Consider the following 18,279-nt stretch of genomic DNA (forward strand, 5'->3'; position numbering starts at 1 on the left):
CTTCTGGCCATTGTGGGACGCTTAGCTCTCTGGGTTGTCCGGGTGTGCGCGCCAGTAGGAGACAAAATCAGGAACGTGAGCGCCCAATGAAGACACCACACGGGACACCGTCATGGCTGGCGATCTCGTGTCACGGGCTTGGGACGATAGGACGTCTGCGATAAGACGGGGCGCATCAGTCGCGAAAGCCACCAACAGGTCACCGGGATGAATGGCCCGAACACCGAGGGGGTTACAGATTTCATCCGGGAAATCACGGAGGTTTATGGTGACAATCAATGACGCGTGAACCGACAGAGCCAGCTCGAGTACGTGCTCATCACCCGAATCGGGCAAGCCCCGAACCACCCGCTCACGCTCTTCGGTCAAGTCGTGAACTGCGCCGGGAAAAGCTTTGGCCATCATTCGAACCCGTCTTTGCAGCAACCTTGGGTCCTGGTCAGGGTGTGCCTGGAGGAGCGCCCGAGTTAACTCGCTGAGAATTCCCTCCGACCAAATTGGGCTAAATAGGCCCGTTTCGGCGCACCGGAGGAGCGTGTCGGTGAGTGACACGGGCACCAATACGCAGGTGTCCAAGACGCACAGGTTCCTGCCGTCCAACAGCGGTGGCGTGGAGGTTTGGTCGCCCACAGCGCGGTGTTCGGTTCCTACGCGGTCTCGTCATATAAACCGGCGGTAAACGCCTCTTCTGTCATGGTGGCAAGAGCGACACGGCGCACCTGTTGCATGCGTGTTTGATAGTCAACGACGTCGGATAATTTGAGGCGTCGGTGTCGACTGGGTCCAAGGCGCTCAAAGGGCATTTCGCCTTGGTCAAGGAGCTTGATGACGAAGGGGCGACTTACTCCCAGGATGCGTGCGGCCTGCTGGGTCGTGATTCTACGTGCAGGGTTGTCATCCTCGGGCGAAGGCGTCAGCGCGGTGTCAAGAATCTCCCGAAGCGCCCGCGTCGCGTGCTTCGACAGAGAAATGTGCTGTCCTGATCGTTCGATGGAGACGACCACACTGGAGTCTTCATCCAACCTTTCCTTTAAACAGGCAAGCTCCACCGAAACATTCTCGTCTGATAGATGTCCGTCCACGGCGAGGTTATCCATCCCACGACTATCCCCTAAATTCACAATATTCGCAACGGAGTGCAGGGTCGAGGCCGCGCGCCGGCGTGACAGTGACGAATTCATCGCGCCAGTAAAGCGTTGTGGTCGGGCCGCCGTGGGAAACTTTCCACAACCGCGTTGTGAACCACGGTTTGCCGCTAGATGTCTTGGCTGGGGGCCAACCGATTCTGTTCAATCACCATCTCTACTCGGCCGCCGCCATCCACAGCAGCTCCAAGTGACCAGTTCCCCTGGGTCCACAAATCAAACAGTGCTGAGCCGAGCCCGGCCCCTCCCCCGGTCGGGCCATAACCGTCATCGGTGAAGACAATTTCCAGAGCATCCTCGCTACTGCTCGCAGACACCTCCACAACACCTGCGTGGCCATGGCGATGAGCGTTGTTAATGACTTCACGCAGTGGCTCCATCAATTCAGGCTTCGCCACGAGCGCCAGGTCCAGGACCGAGCGCGAAGCGTCATCAATGCGGAGGTCAACCAGTCCCGCCCACGCTTCTTCTAGAGAACGGAGGGTCTCAGTCTCGTTCTCTGTCGCGACCTCAGAAGCTGTATTGCCTTGGTTGATGCCGGCCAGTTTTTCTAGGTTGCCCACCACATCACCTAGTTGTTGGGCCAGCTGTTTGCGGGTCAGCCTCCGTTGGTCAAAGCCGCTTGCCACGGCGAGCAGTTTGCTTTGTACCCGGCCGTGTAGTTCGGTGGCAAGGCGCCTGGCACTTACTGCCTCGGCGGAAAGCCCTGCTCGAGTGTCGAGAAGTGCTTGAGTGTCGTGGCTGGCCAAATCCGCTTCAATAACCCGGCGGATATCCAACACCCCAGAGAGCATGCTCGCGCTAATGGCAATAAACGTCATCCAGACCACCCCTGAGACCAGAAGACCTAAACCGATGAGGTCAGATAGTGGTGGGTAGACCAGTCTCGCCATCGCGTTGCCACCGAGCACCGCAGCAATCGAGCTCACAATCACCAGGGGTAACGACACGGCGATGGGCAACCGGGAAGGCAATCGGATCAACGAGAACAGGGCTGCGCCCAGAAGTCCCACCCAACCGACGTAAAGGAGGGCATCGATGATGCCCAGTGGCACCGCCAAGCCCGTAAAGGACGTCGCCGACCACAGCACAGCAATCAACCACGCGCGGGGGCGCATCGACCCGAGCGCGACACGATAAAGCGAAGAGAGTCGCAAACTCGGGTAGCGCTGTTGTTCCACCGACCACAGCGCGCGACTAAGCGGACGAATCGTCGCATCGACGACGCTTCGAATCTCTTTCGCCGTGGTCGCCTCAGGTTCACGGGTGAGCTGGTCGCGAAGACCCCGCACCGCGTACAGCGACGTGGTCAACTCTGGCGGTGTACTGGCGCCCTCCTCAGTCAGTCGCCTCGCAATGTTTGCCCGCACGAGCATCTCGCGAGCATCTTCAAGTTTCTCCAGGGCACTCCGGGCGTAGGCGAGTGTGCCAATCAGCCACACCCCCACCACAATTCCCCCCAGACCTCGAATGAACAACTCGGTAGCGCCCGCATCGGTTAAGCCAAGACCCAGGTCGACCACGGCGGTGAGAAAACCTTTTGCGCCGCCCACAAGTGCGCCCGTGGTCACCACGATCAGTGGCCCCACTGTGGTGCGCCCACCGGCGCGAAGTATCGCCGCGAAGGCCCAGCCCAACAGTCCGGCTAGCAGCAGTGTGACGGCGTGAACGGCCAACCAGACAACGAGGACCGAGAGTGTGAGCCCCGATGTTGAGGCAATGGCAGAGATTAAGACGACTGCCGGCATCACTCCGGCTAGTGCCGGGACGTGAAAAAGGTGACGTATGGGTATCCGCCGAGGAAAACGCACTTTCGTCGGCTGCGCTTGGCTCACGGGGTCCACCCCATCTCTTTGAAAAACCGTGCGGCGATGTGCACCCGCTGGTTCAGCCCCGGAGTTTCCCGAAGATTCAAGTGTTTGGCCAACCGTGACACCGCAACCTCCACGGCCCGTTCGGTCACGACCCGCTCTCGGGCAATTTCCGCGTTAGACAGCCCCCGCGCAACCAGGCGCAAGATGTCAATCTGGGGCTGAGTGAGGTCAACTCGGGGTGCGGCCTGATCGGAGAGGGCATAGCCGTCATGGGCGGCAGCCCGAAGAGACTGCTCAATCATGTCGATGTCATCCACGTCAGATTTCAACAAATACCGTGCCCCTTTGGGCAGTGATGCCGGGTTGTAACCCAAAAGCCTTGGGTCGCGCACACTACTGAGAAAGACAATGCCAAGCCCCGGTGTGATCCGTCGCAGGCTTTGGGCGATGTCGAATCCGGAGGGGCCATTGCCCAGGTGAACATCGAGCAAGGCGACATCAAGCGCCCCCGCGCGAACCGCGTCAATAATGCTTTTCGGTTGGTCGCTCGAAGTGACCACCTGGCAGCCATCCCGGCCCTCAAGGGCTTCGGTAATACTCAGTCGAAGGAGGGCGTCATCTTCGACCATTCCTATGCGAAGCACCATGGCTCCAGTATCCCGCGGATGACCTAGTTCACGGGCTCATCAGGTTGCTCGTGCCTCTCTAAGAACTCAAAGAGTTCCACGTCAGACACTCCGGGGAACGTGCCGCCGTGCAGCGGCGAGAGGGTGTGGGCCTGGAGCCTCGCCGAGGTCCAGGCTTTGCCCGACCACTTCGCCGACATGTCTGCTTCAGGACGGCGGCAACACTCCAGCTCGGGGCAGCTGGAATGGGTGCGCTCGGTGGTGTCCCGTCCACGGAACCATTTGGCGTCATCAAATGCGGCTCCCACTGTGATCGAAAATTCGTCTGCCGAGCCGGTACCAATTTGGGTGGATTCCCAAAAAGTGCCTTCTGGGGTGTCGGTGTATTGGTAGTACTCGGTGGTGCGGTTGGTGCGGGCGAAAGCTTGCCGTGCCGACCAGTGACGGCAGACAATTTGCCCCTCTGTCGCACCGGTCACATCGGTGGGGAGGCGAAGCCCATCATTTTCATACGCCTTGTACACACCACCGTCATCACCAACGCGCAAAAAGTGCAGTCGGATGTCCAGAAACTCAGTGGCGAGGTTGGTGAATCGAAGCGACGCCGCTTCGTGGGTCACCCCGAACGCATCGCGGAAGTCCTCTACCGCGATATTGCGTTGCTTTTTCGCGTCCCTCAGGAAGTCGACCGCTTGGGTTTTGGGCATGAGGCAGGCTGCGGCGAAGTAGTTGATTTCAAGTCGCTGCTGGAGAAATTCTTCATAGGTTTGTGGCACACGGTGTTTGAGTAACAGGTGGGCCATTGCTTGAAGGGCCATGGAGCGCAAGCCGTGTCCGCCGGGGATTGATGCGGGCGGTAGGTAGATTCTCCCGTTTTCTAAATCGGTGACCGACCGGGCCGTTTTGGGTAAGTCGTTGGCGTGAACGATGTCGAAGCCCAAGGATTTTGCCATCAGTTGAACCTCGCGGTGAGTGATCGCACCCGATTGGTGCCCACTCACGCCCACAAGGTCTTCAGCCAGTGTTTCCAAATCGGGGAGATAGTTATTGGCTTCACGCATTCGAAGCCGCAGTTCGGTGTTGGCCCGACGGGCTTCCTCCGGGGTCGCTAGCGCTTGTTGTTCACGCTGATGAATTTCACCGTAGAGGCCGGTCAGTGTTTCCAACACGTCGTCAGCAGTAGACCGGGTGATCCGTGGCGGACTAATACCCAAGGAGTGAAACAGTGGCTCGCTGACGGACTCTTTCCAGCGTTGTTCCAGTGCAGCCCGGGGACTGGGCGGGGTTCGATCCAGTAACTCCGCCATGTCGACATCGAGTGATTCGGTGAGAGCGTTCAGCAGGGAAATTTTGGCTTCACGTTTGCCGTTTTCCACCAGAGACAGCTGACTAGCGGTTACACCCACCTGCTCGCCGAGTTCTTCGAGGGTGAAGCCTCGTTGCTGGCGAAAGTGTCTAATGCGCTGGCCAAGTACGTCGAGAGAAGGCATTTCCTCACAATAACGCAAAAAAGCATGTTTTTGACAGTCGTAATCGTCGAATTCTGGCCCGTTATTTGACGAATATGGAGTTAACCACCCGAAAACACCGAAAGAGACGGTCATGACACTCCTCATGAATGACCCCACCACCACCCTCACCGTGACCCCCGAAGACGTTGTTGCCTTTGTTGACCAGTGGCAGGACACCCTGCAACCAGAAGCCGTGGTGTGGTGCGACGGATCCACCCGCGAGCGCCACGAACTCATCCAGCTCATGCAAGACCAGGGCACCATTGAGCCGCTCAATGCCGAGCTGCGTCCCTACAGTTTTGTCGCCCGCAGTGAACCCACCGATGTGGCCCGCGTCGAATCGCGGACCTTTGTGTGCTCCGTGGATCCCGAAGATGCCGGCCCCACCAACAACTGGGTTGCCCCGGATGAAATGAAAAACACCCTCTTGGATCTCTCCGAGGGCGCAATGCGCGGTCGGACTATGTATGTTGTGCCATTCTCGATGGGCCCGATTGACTCCCCGATGGCCCGCTACGGGGTTCAAATCACCGACTCTCCCTACGTCGTCGTCAGCCTGCACCTCATGGTGCGGGTGTCAAACACTGTGCTGCAAAACATCACCGCGGGCGCGTCCTGGGTGAAGTGCGTGCACACCGTCGGCGCGCCCCTTGCAGAGGGCGAAGAAGATGTCGCGTGGCCCTGTAATGACACCAAATACATTTCCCACTTCCCCGAAACCCGGGAAATCTGGTCGTTTGGTTCCGCTTACGGCGGCAATGCTCTGCTTCCCAAGAAAGCGTTTGCGCTGCGCATCGCCTCAGCCATGGCCCGCGATGAAGGCTGGATGGCCGAACACATGCTGCTGGTGCGGCTGACCAGCCCAGAAGGAAAGCGGTACCACATGGTCGCAGCCTTCCCGAGTGCCTGCGGCAAAACAAACTTCGCCATGATGCAACCAGTCCTCGATGGCTGGAGTGTTGAAACACTCGGCGATGACATTGCCTGGCTCGCCATCGGCGACGACGGCCGCCTGCGGGCAATCAACCCCGAAGCCGGTTTCTTCGGTGTCGCACCAGGCACCTCACACAAAACCAACCCGGTAGCAATGGACACCCTCTGGGGTCACACCATGTTCACCAACGTCGCCGTCACACAAGAGGGCGACGTCTGGTGGGAGGGCATGACCAAGGAGGTTCCCGAAGGGCTCACTAACTGGCGCGGTGAACCCCACGACCCTCACTCCGGCCACCGTGCCGCACACCCCAATGCCCGATTCACCGTCTCGGTCGACCAGTGCCCCAGTTTGGCCGCCGATTGGGACAACCCAGAGGGCGTCCCCATCGATGCCATCATCTTCGGGGGTCGCCGCTCGGATACGGTCCCCCTCGTTGTGGAAGCACGCGACTGGGATCACGGGGTATACCTCGGATCGACCATTGCCTCTGAACAAACCGCTGCTGCAGAGGGCACCATTGGGGTGCTTCGCCGTGACCCCTTCGCGATGTTGCCCTTCGCCGGATACCACATGGGCGACTACATGAAGCACTGGTTGGGCATGGGTGAGCGCCTTCGCTCCCAGGGGCGCGTGCCACGGATCTTCCAAGTCAACTGGTTCCAAAAAGACGAAGACGGTCGCTTCATTTGGCCAGGTTTTGGCGACAACATTCGCGTCGTCAAGTGGATGATCGAGCGCATCGAAGGTCAACACAGCGCCAACGACACGGCACTGGGCCTCACTCCCCACCCAGAGGATCTGGACATTGATGGCGCTGAGCTGAGCGAAGAAGCCCTCGCGGGTTTGCTCAGAGTAGACCCCGATTTGGCCCGGGCAGACCTCAACGCGGCCGATGAGTTCCTCAGCACCTTCGGAGACAAGTTGCCAGAAGCAATTCGTGCCCAGTTGCAGGCTGCACATTCGCGCCTGGACTAAGCACACTTTTGTCCCCGCTGGTAACTACGACAGACTGAAGTGGTGCAGCGAGTAGTTGTCGTGACGGGCGCAAGCTCAGGGATTGGCCGTGCGGCCGCCATCGAACTTGCCCGTCGCGGTTGGCACGTCGCGGTCGCAGGACGCGACCCACAGCGCACCAGGGCGGTGGCAGAAGCCACCGGCGGTGACGCGTTTATCGCCGACTTTGACTCACTGGACAATGTGCGCACGCTGGCCCGACAACTCCTCGACACGCTCCCCCGCATTGATGCGCTTGTGAACAATGCTGGAGGGATTTTAGGCACACGCTCAGAAAGCGTTGACGGATTCGAACTGACCCTGCAACGAAACGTGTTGGGGTCGGCACTCCTGACCGAAACACTGCTGCCCACACTTGTCGACCACGGCGCCCGAATTGTTCACACGTCATCGGTGATGAACAGGGTGGCGGCACTGCGTCTAGATGACCTCGACTACAAGAGCCGAGGATTCCAGGGAGGATGGCGGCCCTACGCGGATGCCAAACTGGGCGTGATTTTGTATGCACGATCCGTGATGGAACGAAGTGGACTGGAGAGTTACCCCGTCCACCCCGGATATGTCGCCACCAGTTTCGGACCAGATACCTGGTTGGCCAGAACCACACTTCGACTCACCCGAAACTTGCAAATCAGCGCCCCGGCAGGTGCTGCGCCCCTGGTCCATTTGGTGGATACCCCCGAATTGGGTGTCGACAACGGAACCTACTTCGATGGGTTACTTCCTGGCGGTAAAGCCCACCCGCTCGCGAACAACCCAGAAACGCTTCAGCGCTACGAGGAAGAAGTGCTCGCTCGCATAGGCTAGAAACACATTTTCGGTTCGGAAAGGAATCCTGCGATGCGCGCTCACACTCTCGCTCCCGCCTCGCTCCTGGTGGGCCTGGCCCTGATTCTTTCCGGCTGCCAATCCGTCCAAGGTGTGCTCGATTCCCTCGGCGGCTCCGACGCAACAGAGACTGCCGATCAAGGCGAAAATGGTGCCTCGGATAGCACGGATGAGGCTGCGAGCGAATCAGACGCAGACACACCACTAGTGGAAGAAACCACAGAGGACGACACGGCTCCTCCCACCGTTCAAGCGGCGGTGCCCGGTTGCTCCGCGCTGTATAGCGACGCACAGGTCGTCGCCTTTGAAGAAGAGGGTCGCCAACCAGAAGGTGACATCAGCCAGGACGGCTACGGCTACGGAACCACCAATCAGGACCTCATCGCGCTGCTGGAGGGCGTTCGCAACGACCTTCGGGTGTCCTGCACCTGGTATCTCCCACCAGAATTTAGCTCCACCACGTCGGTCGCCATTCTGGGCACCGAGCAGATGGGTGGTGTGGAAGACATCCTCTCGGCTGCCTCAAATTCACAAACCACCCTGGATGGCGGTTCGCTCTGGAAAATCGAATCCAGCAGCTCGAACATTTCCGGTGAATACACGGCCAACGAAACCCACTTCATCACCCCCACCGAATGTCCTGAATCCTTAGCCGAAACCAACTGTTCGGTGTGGTTTGCCTCCACAAACTCCTCCGGAAGCTCAGAAGAGCTCACCCGGGATGCCGCCGTCGTATTTGGTGCGCTTGGTCAGTAACCCCGGGCGCCAATAACTCCCCCGGCGGACAGCTTCTAGGAGCGACATGCGGCGAACTAAAACCCCTGCGGGCTGCGCGTGGCATCGGGCAGCCTCTGTTCAATCTGCCTGGCTAACGCCATCACAAGTGCATCTCCGCCGGCACGGCCCACTAACTGAACGCCCAGTGGTAAGCCCTCGGGGCTGTAATCGGTGGGCAGTGCCACGGCGGGTAACCCGGCGACATTAACAAAGCTCGTCCACGGTGTGATCTGAACCTGCTGTTGGAAATTCCGCCAGGCATCTGCTGGGTCATACCAGCCGATTGCGGGCGCTGGACCATTCAGACCAGGAGTCAACACCGCGTCGAAAGAACCAAAGGCCATGATGGTGTCGCGCTCAAACGATCGCAGGCCCGCTAATGCCTGCACCAGTTGAACTCCGGTGACCTTCAGACCCTCCTCCACCAGAAAACGCGTCAACGGTTCAAGCGCGTCGCCGGCGCCCTCCGGCACCGGCAGACTCGCCGCATTGGCCGTCCACAGCGTGACAAAGTCATCGGCATAGCTCGGTGCCGGTTGCCAATCCAACTCCACAAGTTCGTGTCCCGCATCCACCAAGGCGTCTTTCGCCCGCTCGAAAGCCTGAAGGGCAAGTGGGTCGGGGGTGATGCCCCAGTCTGTGGGCCAGGGTGTTGTAGCCGTCCAACCAATCCGGCGGCCCGCCTCGGGACTCTGAAGACCAGCCAGGTAGGAGCCTGGTTCACCAGGAGCTCTTGTCGCCCAGGGCCATTCGCCCTGCACGAGCAAATCAGCCGCCAGGGCAAGATCTTCCACACTGCGGGTAATGAGCCCAGGCACGGCAAGGCCACCCAAAAACTCGAAGCCACTACCTGCGGGGACAAGCCCCCGCGAGGGCTTCCACCCCGCCAGGCCACACGAGAGTGCGGGAATACGAATTGACCCACCCCCATCAGATCCCGGTGCGAAAGGCAACAGGCCCGCCGCCACCGCTGCGGCCGCGCCCCCGCTCGAGCCACCTGCACTGCGCTCTAGATCGTGCGGATTACGGGTGGGACCCATGGCGAGCGCTTCAGTGGCGGCAGCCATGCCAAATTCTGACGTCGCTGTCTTACCGACGCTGATTGCCCCCACGTCGTCCACCCAGGTCGCCATCGGGTCCGAATGCTCAGAGGGCGGCTGGCCTTCGGTGAGGGCTGAACCGTAACGGGTCGGCATTCCGGCTCGTTGGACAAGATCTTTATCTGCTGTCGGGAGGCCGGTGAGCGCTGTCGCTCGGGGTCCATCCAATTGCTCGTCAGCGGTGAGCGCACGCTTCCTCGCATAATCCGGGTCAACATGCACGAAGGCATTCAGTTGCGGGTTGAACCGTTCGATGCGCTCGAGGTAATACTCGGTGAGCTCTGTCGCACTCGTGCGCCCGTGCCTGAGGGCGTCGTGGTGCTGGGCGAGGCTTTCCAGGTGCCAACTAGTCACTCCTTCAGGCTAGTAGGCGTGACCAGGGAGGAGACCGCCCGGCATGGCACGACATCGCTTCCACAGATGACTAGGGTTCGGCACATCCGCCACCCCATCACATTCCGCCTGACTCTGGGCAATTTGCCTGACTTGTTGCCTATACTCGAGGGTCAGGAGAGGATTTCTCATCATGAGCCACGCTAGCCACCCCCGCGCAGTGGTTCCGGCCGTCCTGGCCATCCTCGCCCTTCTCGCCGGATGCCAGTCCGCAGCAAGCCCGGAACAACCAGAAGAAGTTGAGGCCCCTCAAGACGAAGTCGACGACGGGGCTGGTGTTCCAGAAACTCTCGAATTTGTGTTGCCAAGGAGCTGCCAAGATATTTTGCCCCCAGACCGTCTGGATAGTTTGCTAAGCGGCAACATTGATTTGCTCCGTGGTCCCGGCAGTGGTTCCGCAGACACCGTCTACCCAGAAGGCCCCTCTCCTCAGGAAGAGCGTGGCGGAATTAGTTGCCTCTTTGGCAATCTGGAAGAAACCGAGACCCTCACCCTCAGTGTGGCGCCGATGACGCAAACCTCCAGGGCGGAAGTGATCGATGGCCTGCTCGCCCAACAGCTGAACCCCGGCCAAACCAGTGACGGGGTGCTGACCTACTGGATTCAAGGTGACGCTGACACCGTGCCGGCCATTTACAACGCCGTCTACCCCGACGCCTGGTACGAAGCACTGATTTTCCCCGGCGGGCGACTGGCCTACGAAGACAGCTCAGCTTTGGTCGCCCAAATGCGCCAACACACCACTGAGCGTGCCAACTAGTTCCACCCACTGGGCAGACACACTGCCAGAGACACTCCCCTCGGCGTGGGCAGAAGCACTTGGCGCAGACACCCTCGACCAACTCGCCGCCATTGGCGCCCGCCTGGATGTCAGGGCGCCCCACGAGTCGATTCTTCCCGCGCCAGAAAAGGTCTTTCGCGCACTGGAAGTGCCACCAGATCGTGTGCGAGTGGTCATTGTGGGCCAAGACCCCTACCCCAACCCCCAACACGCCATGGGTTTAGCGTTTTCTGTCCCCCGGGGGGTGTGGCCCCTACCCCCTAGCGCGAGAAACATTCGCAGTGAGCTAGAAGCGGACCTCGGAATCAACACTGGTGAGCATTTCGCGCTGGATTCGTGGGTGGACCAGGGGGTGTTACTGATCAACCGTCATTTGACCACGGCTGTGGGCGCGCCCGCAGCGCACAAAGACCTCGGCTGGTCGGTGTTCACCGATGCGCTCATCGATGAGGTAGTCGCGAAATCACCACAGGCTGTGGCCATTGTGTGGGGCGCACAGGCCAGGCAACTTGTTCCTCGCCTTGGGCCATTAGGGGTCATCGAGTCAGCACACCCCAGTCCGCTTTCTGCCCACCGAGGATTCTTTGGCTCAAAACCTTTTAGCAGGGCCAATGCCCTGTGGATTGAGCGGGGACTACCGGCCATCGACTGGAGCCTGTAACCCCTCTACGTCACACAACAGGTGGTGTGCTGGGCCATGCCCGCAATCGACACGGTAATCTGCCCTTGGGAGGGTGATCGTGCTGGAGTCGGAATATCAGAATCGGCGGAAGCCACCACGCCACCTTGTCCCCGCGGCCCCCAGCCAAGCTGAGTTTTCCTACACCCTGCGGGAAGCCACGACAGAAGATTTACCCTCTGTCCTCGCGCTGTATCGCCACTACGTGAGGAACTCCGTCGTCACGTTTGACGAAAAACCCCCCACCCTGCGGGCCTTTCGGGCCCAATTCGAACACACCCACAAACTGGGGTATCCGTTTGTAGTCGCCCAGTCCCCCAGCGGGGACATTTTGGGTTACGCGCGGGTGCAACTCTTTCGAGATAAAGCCGCCTTTCGACACACCGTCGAATCGACCATCTATTTAGGTCCCGCGTCAACCGGGAGGGGCCTTGGCCGGGCACTACTCACCGAACTCATTGACCGCTGCGAAGCGGCCGGCATTCGAGAAATGATCGCGGTGATTGCCGACTCGGGCGCCGAAGCATCTCTCGCCCTCCACGAAAAGCTCGGTTTCACCGAAACTGGACGCATGGGAAAAGTGGGTTACAAATTTGGGCGCTGGATTGGCATTGTGATGATGCAAAAATCTCTTCGTCGAAAATAATTACTGCCGGGCCAGTGCGTCGCGTGCCCATAAGTGTTACGCACTGTGACAGCGTCAGGTGACAACTGCCAGACATCGCCCTACTGTAAAACTCATCCCAACCACCCCGTGAGGAAGAGAAGTCATGTCTGACTGGAAGTTTGAAACCCAGCAAATTCACGCCGGAGCCGGTGTTGACCCGGCAACCAAAGCGCGTGCCACTCCCATTTACCGCACCACGGCGTATGTTTTCGACAGTGCCGAGCACGCCCAAAACCTGTTCGCGTTAGCCGAATTCGGCAACATTTACACCCGCATCATGAACCCCACCCAAGATGTGGCTGAACAGCGTATTGCCGCTCTCGAAGGGGGCACCGCTGCCCTTCTCTTGGCGTCCGGCCAAGCAGCCACCACCACCGCGATTTTGAACATCGCCCAAGCCGGGGACCACATTGTGAGCTCCAGCTCCGTCTACGGGGGCACCTACAACCTGTTCAAGTACACGATGGCGAAACTGGGCATCGAAGTGACCTTCGTTGAAGACCAGGACAACGCGCAGGAATGGGCCGATGCGATTCGCCCCAACACCAAAGCGCTCTTTGGTGAAGCCATCCCCAACCCGCGAATCAACATCCTCGACATCCAAAAAGTCGCCGATGTTGCCCACGCCCACGACCTGCCCCTCATCGTGGACAACACCGTGCCAAGCCCCTACCTGGTGCGTCCCTTCGAACACGGTGCCGACATTGTGATTCACTCGGCCACCAAGTTCCTCGGCGGGCATGGCACCGTCGTCGCTGGTGCCATCGTCGATGGCGGCACGTTCCCTTGGTCGAAACATGCCGATAAGTTCCCGGGCCTGACCGAACCAGACCCCAGCTACCACGGCGCGAGCTACACCGGTGTGTTGGGTGACCCAATTGCCTTCATCATCAAAGCCCGTGTGCAGCTGCTGCGTGACATGGGTGCCGCTGTCGCCCCTGACAACGCGTGGGCGATCCTCCAAGGAATCGAAACGCTCAGTTTGCGGATGGAACGCCACTGCGAGAACGCCCAAAAGGTTGCCGAGTGGCTGGAGGCACACCCGCAGGTGGCGAGTGTCAATTACGCCGGGCTGCCCAGCAACCCCTACTTCGAACACGCTCAGCGCTACGCACCCAAAGGTGTGGGTGCTGTGTTGAGCTTCGAAATCAAGGGTGGTGTTGATGCAGGCCGTGCACTGGTGGACAGTGTCGAGCTCCACAGCCACGTCGCCAACATTGGTGACGTGCGAAGCCTCATCATTCACCCGGCTTCGACCACACACTCTCAGCTGACCCCCGAACAGCAGCTCACCGCTGGTGTCACTCCGGGACTGGTGCGCTTGAGTGTGGGACTGGAGCACGTCGATGACATCATCGCCGACCTGGAGGCAGGCTTCGAGGCAGCAGCGAAAGCCTAAACAGCCAGAGCTTCCGGCGGGGAGCTGACAATCCTGCGAGAATACTCTCACCATGGATTGGCAGCTCCCCTCCGACTCTGTCCCCAGTGCTTTCGTCACTGAGGCGCTGTCGCAAACCCTTCGGGGCACGCCTCCGGTCACTGGAGCATGGCGTGACGGTGATCACCTCGGCAATCGACGCTTCGCACAGACTGGGCCCCTGGAGACCGAAACGGGGGACACCATTCCCCACGTGCGCATCGCGTACGAGATTTTTGGTGAGCTCGACGCCGACAAGACCAATGCAGTATTGGTCTTTCACGCCCTCACCGGCGATTCACACGCCACAGGTCCCGCAGGCCCCGGACACCCCACCGGTGGCTGGTGGTCAGGAATCATCGGGCCCGGTCTCGCATTAGATACGGACACCTTCGCGGTGATTGTGCCGAACATCGTGGGCGGCTGCCAAGGCTCGACAGGACCCGCCACGGTGGCACCCAATGGCCACGAATGGGGCTCTCGTTTTCCTTACCTCACGGTGAGAGACCAAATTCAACCCATTCGCGCCATCGCGGAGGAGCTCGGCATTCATCGTTTCCACGCGGTGATTGGCGGCTCGATGGGCGGTATGCACGCCCTGGAGTGGGCTATTGCCTACCCCGATTACACGGCTCGCCTCGGTCTCATTGCCACCACAGCAATCACCAGCGCTGACCAGTTGGGGGTGAACTCTGTCCAGATCGAAGCCGTCCACATCGACCCCGCGTTTCACGGCGGCGACTACTACGACGAAGATGAGGGCCCCTACCGCGGATTGGCTCTGGCCAGACGGATGGCTCTATTGAACTATCGCTCAGCCACCGAATTAAACGAACGCTTTGAGCGCAGTTGGCAGGGAAAACGCTCACCGTTAGGTGACTCGGGCCGCTTTGCGGTGGAGAGTTACCTCGACTTTCACGGCAACAAATTCACCCGACGCTTTGATGCAAACAGCTACCTCACGCTGGTCAATGCGATGAACAGTCACGATGTCAGCCGCGACCGCGGCTCACTCGAAGGCGTCTTGGGCTCCATCGAAATGCCGACCATTGTTGTGGGTGTCGACTCTGATCGACTTTTTCCCCTCGAACAGCAACAACAACTCGCTGCCCACATTCCGGGACTGATCAGCAAAGACAAGCGCCCAGCCGTCGTGTCGTCCCCATTTGGCCATGACGGCTTCTTGATCGAATCGGACGCTGTCGGCCAGGAGATTAGCCGGTTGCTGGTCCACAAGGCGTAACCCGGGGTAAGGCGCTTCTCACCGTGCCCCTCGACTCAGGCTAAGAATCGTCTTCTGGCCCTTCAGCGATCAGTGAGGCCACCACTGGAGAAAGCTCACGGGCAAGCTCGAGTGCCAGCACTGGACCGGGTCGCCCGGCACCCGAGTGTCTACTGAGCCTGGATGCTGCTTCTTGGTGGACCAACACCCCCGCCGCTGCCGTGAACGCCAGATCGTCAAAAGACCACTGCGGCAAGCGTCGCAGTGCGCTAAGCGCCCCCAAGAGTCCCGCCAATACGTCACCGGTGCCAGCGGTGGCCAGCCACGGACTACCTGGGGGCAGTCGGTAGGCCAAGCCATCGGGGTGAAAAACCTCCGGACGGTGCCCTTTAAGAATCACCACCACACCCCAGTGCGCCGCGAGCGCTTCCGCCCACGCCGAGGGTGCACTGCCCGGCAATCGAAGTGCTTCAGCCAGTCGGGTCATTTCGCCTGTGTGCGGGGTGAGAATTCTGGGACCGCCCAGATGCGGTGTGTCACCGAGTGCGGCTGCGTCGACTATTCGAGGGGCCTGGTCACCCAATTCGCACAGGGCAACACGTGCCGTGATATCCGCACTTGACGCCTCTGGCATCCCTGAGCCAACAACCAACGCGTCGATTCGCCCCGGAACGGTCACGATTTCGGGCCGCGACTGGAGGGCTAACTGTGAGGGGCGGCTGGGGGCGATGAGTCGAACCATTCCAACACCCGCGCGCATGGCTGCTTCAGCCACGAGAACAGCCGCGCCAGGGTAATCATCGGAGCCGACCGCGAGACCGACTACACCCCGGGAGTACTTATCGTCTTGAGGCGTGGGCGCAGGGATGATTCCCACCACATCGTCGAGGGTGAGCTCAAAAAGTCCACCCATTAGCGCCGCTCGGTTCCCACACCGCGCCGGGTGGCGTCACGGACTTCACCGACGAGCTCTTCGATGATGTCTTCGAGGAATAACACGCCGGTGGTGTTTCCCGTTTCGTCCATCACCCGGGCGACGTGTGAACGGGTGCGTCGAAGCATCGCCATGGCGTCCTCGAGGTCGGTGTCAGCAACAACGGAAATGAGGGAGCGCAACCGCTTGGGCGGTAGCGGGTAGTCATATTGCTGCGGATCAATGTCCAAAACATCTTTGATGTGGAGGTAACCGTTTGGTTCACCGTCGTCATCAACGAGGACGTATCGACTAAACCCGTGTTGGCCGACAGCGTGCTCGACATCGTGCGGGGTGGCCCCTTCGGGCAGGGTGATCAGGTTGGCGACCGGGATGGCCACATCCCGGGCCTTCTTTTCGGTGAATTCGAATGCGGCAGTGAGCGCGCCTGTGTGGTCTTCGAGGATGCCTTCCCTGGTGGATTCGGCCACAATGGTGGCCACCTCATCGAGGGTGTAAGTGCTGGTGGCCTCCTGCTTGGGCTCCACCCCGGTGAGCCGCAAGATTCCGTTCGCCACAGCGTTGAGACCTCGAATGATGGGGGAAATGATTTTCGACACCAGGACTAACGGTGGGGCAAGGAATAACACCGCTCGATCGGGCAGGGAGAAGGAAATGTTTTTGGGCACCATTTCACCCAACACCACGTGTAAGTAGGTGACCACTAACAGGGCAATGATGAACGCGATGGTGCTCACCCAGGCGGGGTCAATACCTGTTGCTCCTAGCGGAATTTCTAACAGGTGGTGCAGTGCAGGCTCGCTGACCAACAAGATCAGCAAAGAGTTCACCGTGATGCCCAGCTGCGAGGTGGCGAGCATCAAGGTGGCGTGTTCCATCGCGTAAAGGGCGGTCTTTGCGCTTTTGGACCCCTCTTCAGCACGAGGTTCAATTTGGGAGCGTTTTGCCGAAATGACGGCAAATTCGGCCCCCACAAAAAACGCGTTGCCCGCGAGGAGGAAAAAGAGCCAAAAAATGCCCCACCAGTCGTCACTCACAGCAGTTCCACCTCCGCAGCACGAATATCCGGAGTGAAACGCAGACGCTCAATGCGCCTGCCATCAAGTCTTTCCACTCGAATCGTGCCCGATTCGATGGTGACCGTGTCACCCACCTCAGCGAGGCGCCCCAACTGCTCGATCACAAACCCGGCAACCGTTTCGAAGTGACCCTCTTCGGGCAGTTTCACGCCGGTCTGATCTTCTAGTTCGTCGGGTCGCCAACGGCCCGGGAACGTAAACCAGTCTCTGGCTCGGACCACATCTAGCGGCCTGCGGTCGTGTTCGTCAGAGACCTCACCAATCAGCTCCTCAACGAGGTCTTCCAGGGTGGCCACACCGGAAGTGCCGCCGTATTCGTCCACGACAATCGCCAACTGGTATCCACGCCCACGAAGTTCTGTCAGCAGCGCATCCAACGGCATGGTCTCTGGAACACGGACCACATCAGACTGCAACGCGGAGGCGGGAACATCAGAGCGTCGATCACGCGGAACCGCCATCGCGGCCTTGATGTGGACGACGCCTCGAACCTCATCAATAGAGTCATCAACAACAGGGAACCGGCTAAACCCAGTGCGTCCTGCAAGGTCAACAATGTGTTCGGCGCTATCACTGCGGTGCACGGATTCGACCCGGGTTCGGGGCGTCATCACATCTTCAGCGTTGAGCTCAGCAAACGCGAGTGTGCGCGACAGCAGGGTCGCGGTGTCTTGCTCGAGCAGACCGTGGAGAGCAGAGCGGCGCACCAACGCCGAGAGTTCATCGGCGGTGCGCGCCGCGGAGAGCTCCTCTTTGGGTTCGATGCCCATTGCTAAAAGGATCTTGTTGGCGCTGCCATTGAGAACAGCGATGAAGGGTCTAAACGTCCATGTGAAAGCCAACTGCAAGGGAATCAGCACCTTTGCGGTGGCTTCTGGCACCGCGAGCGCGTAATTCTTCGGCACCAGCTCGCCGACAATCATCGACAGTGCGGTAGCCAACACGATGGCTAACACCGCACCTACTGGTCGAATGAAGTCCTCTCCTAACCCGAGGCTTTGAAGCGGCCCTGCAAGGTAGTAGCTGATCGACGGCTCAAGGGTGTAACCGGCGAGCAGTGTGGTGAGGGTTATACCTAACTGCGCACTGGAAAGGTGCGTTGAGGTGCGCTTCAGCGCCGCAATGGTCGGGCCGTAGCCTTTGGCCCCACGGTCCCTTCTGGCTTCAAGCTCCGAGCGGTCCAAATTCAGTAGAGCGAATTCGCTACCGACGAAGACACCAGTACCCACGGCTAACAGCACTCCGGTGAGGAGCAGGATGAGTTCAGTACTCAAAGGGCACTCCCTCGAGTGCCCCGCGGTCTATGACCGGGGTCTGCCGATTCAGACGGGGGTTCTCCCATGGTGGGTTCAGAA

At 59.8% G+C, this 18,279-nt stretch carries 17 protein-coding genes; 8 read left to right on the forward strand and 9 right to left on the reverse strand.

The window, feature by feature from the left end; genetic code table 11:
• Positions 1 to 21 precede the first annotated feature (21 nt).
• From C3B54_RS07095 to C3B54_RS07115, 5 genes are all read right to left on the reverse strand, one after another.
• Positions 22 to 630 carry a PIN domain-containing protein gene (locus tag C3B54_RS07095; protein ID WP_104913874.1) on the reverse strand — a complete coding sequence of 203 codons (609 nt, stop codon included), beginning with the start codon at positions 628 to 630 and terminating at the stop codon, positions 22 to 24.
• Positions 631 to 647: 17 nt separating this feature from the next.
• Complete coding sequence (locus tag C3B54_RS07100) at positions 648 to 1,097, reverse strand: excisionase family DNA-binding protein (protein WP_104913875.1); 450 nt, start codon at positions 1,095 to 1,097, stop codon at positions 648 to 650.
• A gap of 158 nt (positions 1,098 to 1,255) precedes the next feature.
• The gene (locus tag C3B54_RS07105; protein WP_158665585.1) at positions 1,256 to 2,980 is read right to left on the reverse strand and encodes a sensor histidine kinase; all 1,725 of its coding nucleotides are present in this window, start codon (positions 2,978 to 2,980) and stop codon (positions 1,256 to 1,258) included.
• Complete coding sequence (locus C3B54_RS07110) at positions 2,977 to 3,606, reverse strand: response regulator transcription factor (protein ID WP_104913877.1); 630 nt, start codon at positions 3,604 to 3,606, stop codon at positions 2,977 to 2,979. The genes C3B54_RS07105 and C3B54_RS07110 overlap by 4 nt, the downstream gene beginning before the upstream one ends.
• A gap of 23 nt (positions 3,607 to 3,629) precedes the next feature.
• Entirely contained in the window at positions 3,630 to 5,075 is a 1,446-nt protein-coding gene (locus C3B54_RS07115) for a helix-turn-helix domain-containing protein (RefSeq protein ID WP_104913878.1), read from the reverse strand.
• Positions 5,076 to 5,187: 112 nt separating this feature from the next.
• On the opposite strand from C3B54_RS07115, the gene C3B54_RS07120 reads away from it, so the two are divergent.
• From C3B54_RS07120 to C3B54_RS07130, 3 genes are read left to right on the forward strand one after another with little or no spacing between them, the layout of a single operon-like run.
• A complete protein-coding gene (locus C3B54_RS07120; RefSeq protein WP_104913879.1) occupies positions 5,188 to 7,008 on the forward strand; it encodes a phosphoenolpyruvate carboxykinase (GTP) in 1,821 nt (606 codons plus the stop codon).
• 42 nt (positions 7,009 to 7,050) lie between these two features.
• Positions 7,051 to 7,854: an SDR family NAD(P)-dependent oxidoreductase gene (locus tag C3B54_RS07125; protein ID WP_104913880.1), complete on the forward strand. Its 804-nt coding sequence runs from the start codon at positions 7,051 to 7,053 to the stop codon at positions 7,852 to 7,854.
• A 33-nt stretch (positions 7,855 to 7,887) separates the two neighbouring features.
• Entirely contained in the window at positions 7,888 to 8,631 is a 744-nt protein-coding gene (locus C3B54_RS07130) for a hypothetical protein (protein WP_104913881.1), read from the forward strand.
• Between the two features lie 56 nt (positions 8,632 to 8,687).
• Here C3B54_RS07130 and C3B54_RS07135 read toward each other — a convergent pair whose 3' ends face one another.
• Positions 8,688 to 10,106, reverse strand: a complete 1,419-nt coding sequence (locus C3B54_RS07135; protein ID WP_104913882.1) for an amidase — start codon at positions 10,104 to 10,106, stop codon at positions 8,688 to 8,690.
• Between the two features lie 172 nt (positions 10,107 to 10,278).
• Here C3B54_RS07135 and C3B54_RS07140 point away from each other — a divergent pair, with 172 nt between their 5' ends.
• The 5 genes from C3B54_RS07140 to metX all read left to right on the forward strand — a co-directional run bounded on the left by C3B54_RS07140 (position 10,279) and on the right by metX (position 14,932).
• Positions 10,279 to 10,905: a hypothetical protein gene (locus tag C3B54_RS07140; RefSeq protein WP_104913883.1), complete on the forward strand. Its 627-nt coding sequence runs from the start codon at positions 10,279 to 10,281 to the stop codon at positions 10,903 to 10,905.
• Positions 10,895 to 11,587 carry a uracil-DNA glycosylase gene (locus tag C3B54_RS07145; protein ID WP_245867872.1) on the forward strand — a complete coding sequence of 231 codons (693 nt, stop codon included), beginning with the start codon at positions 10,895 to 10,897 and terminating at the stop codon, positions 11,585 to 11,587. Before C3B54_RS07140 ends, C3B54_RS07145 begins: the two co-directional genes overlap by 11 nt.
• A 79-nt stretch (positions 11,588 to 11,666) precedes the next feature.
• Positions 11,667 to 12,251 (forward strand): GNAT family N-acetyltransferase, encoded by a 585-nt coding sequence (locus C3B54_RS07150; RefSeq protein WP_104914333.1) that lies wholly within the window; start codon positions 11,667 to 11,669, stop codon positions 12,249 to 12,251.
• Between the two features lie 124 nt (positions 12,252 to 12,375).
• Complete coding sequence (locus tag C3B54_RS07155) at positions 12,376 to 13,671, forward strand: bifunctional o-acetylhomoserine/o-acetylserine sulfhydrylase (protein ID WP_104913884.1); 1,296 nt, start codon at positions 12,376 to 12,378, stop codon at positions 13,669 to 13,671.
• Between the two features lie 52 nt (positions 13,672 to 13,723).
• Entirely contained in the window at positions 13,724 to 14,932 is a 1,209-nt protein-coding gene (metX, locus tag C3B54_RS07160) for a homoserine O-acetyltransferase MetX (RefSeq protein WP_104913885.1), read from the forward strand.
• 40 nt (positions 14,933 to 14,972) lie between these two features.
• On the opposite strand, the gene C3B54_RS07165 is transcribed toward metX, so the two are convergent.
• From C3B54_RS07165 to C3B54_RS07175, 3 genes are read right to left on the reverse strand one after another with little or no spacing between them, the layout of a single operon-like run.
• Positions 14,973 to 15,824, reverse strand: coding sequence for an ADP-dependent NAD(P)H-hydrate dehydratase (locus C3B54_RS07165; protein ID WP_104913886.1), 852 nt, complete (start codon positions 15,822 to 15,824; stop codon positions 14,973 to 14,975).
• Entirely contained in the window at positions 15,824 to 16,882 is a 1,059-nt protein-coding gene (locus C3B54_RS07170) for a hemolysin family protein (protein WP_104913887.1), read from the reverse strand. Before C3B54_RS07170 ends, C3B54_RS07165 begins: the two co-directional genes overlap by 1 nt.
• On the reverse strand, positions 16,879 to 18,198 hold the full coding sequence (locus C3B54_RS07175; protein WP_104913888.1) for a hemolysin family protein: 1,320 nt from the start codon (positions 18,196 to 18,198) through the stop codon (positions 16,879 to 16,881). Before C3B54_RS07175 ends, C3B54_RS07170 begins: the two co-directional genes overlap by 4 nt.
• Positions 18,199 to 18,279: the final 81 nt, after the last annotated feature.

The sequence above is a fragment of the Pontimonas salivibrio genome (assembly GCF_002950575.1).
Classification (GTDB): domain Bacteria; phylum Actinomycetota; class Actinomycetes; order Actinomycetales; family Microbacteriaceae; genus Pontimonas; species Pontimonas salivibrio.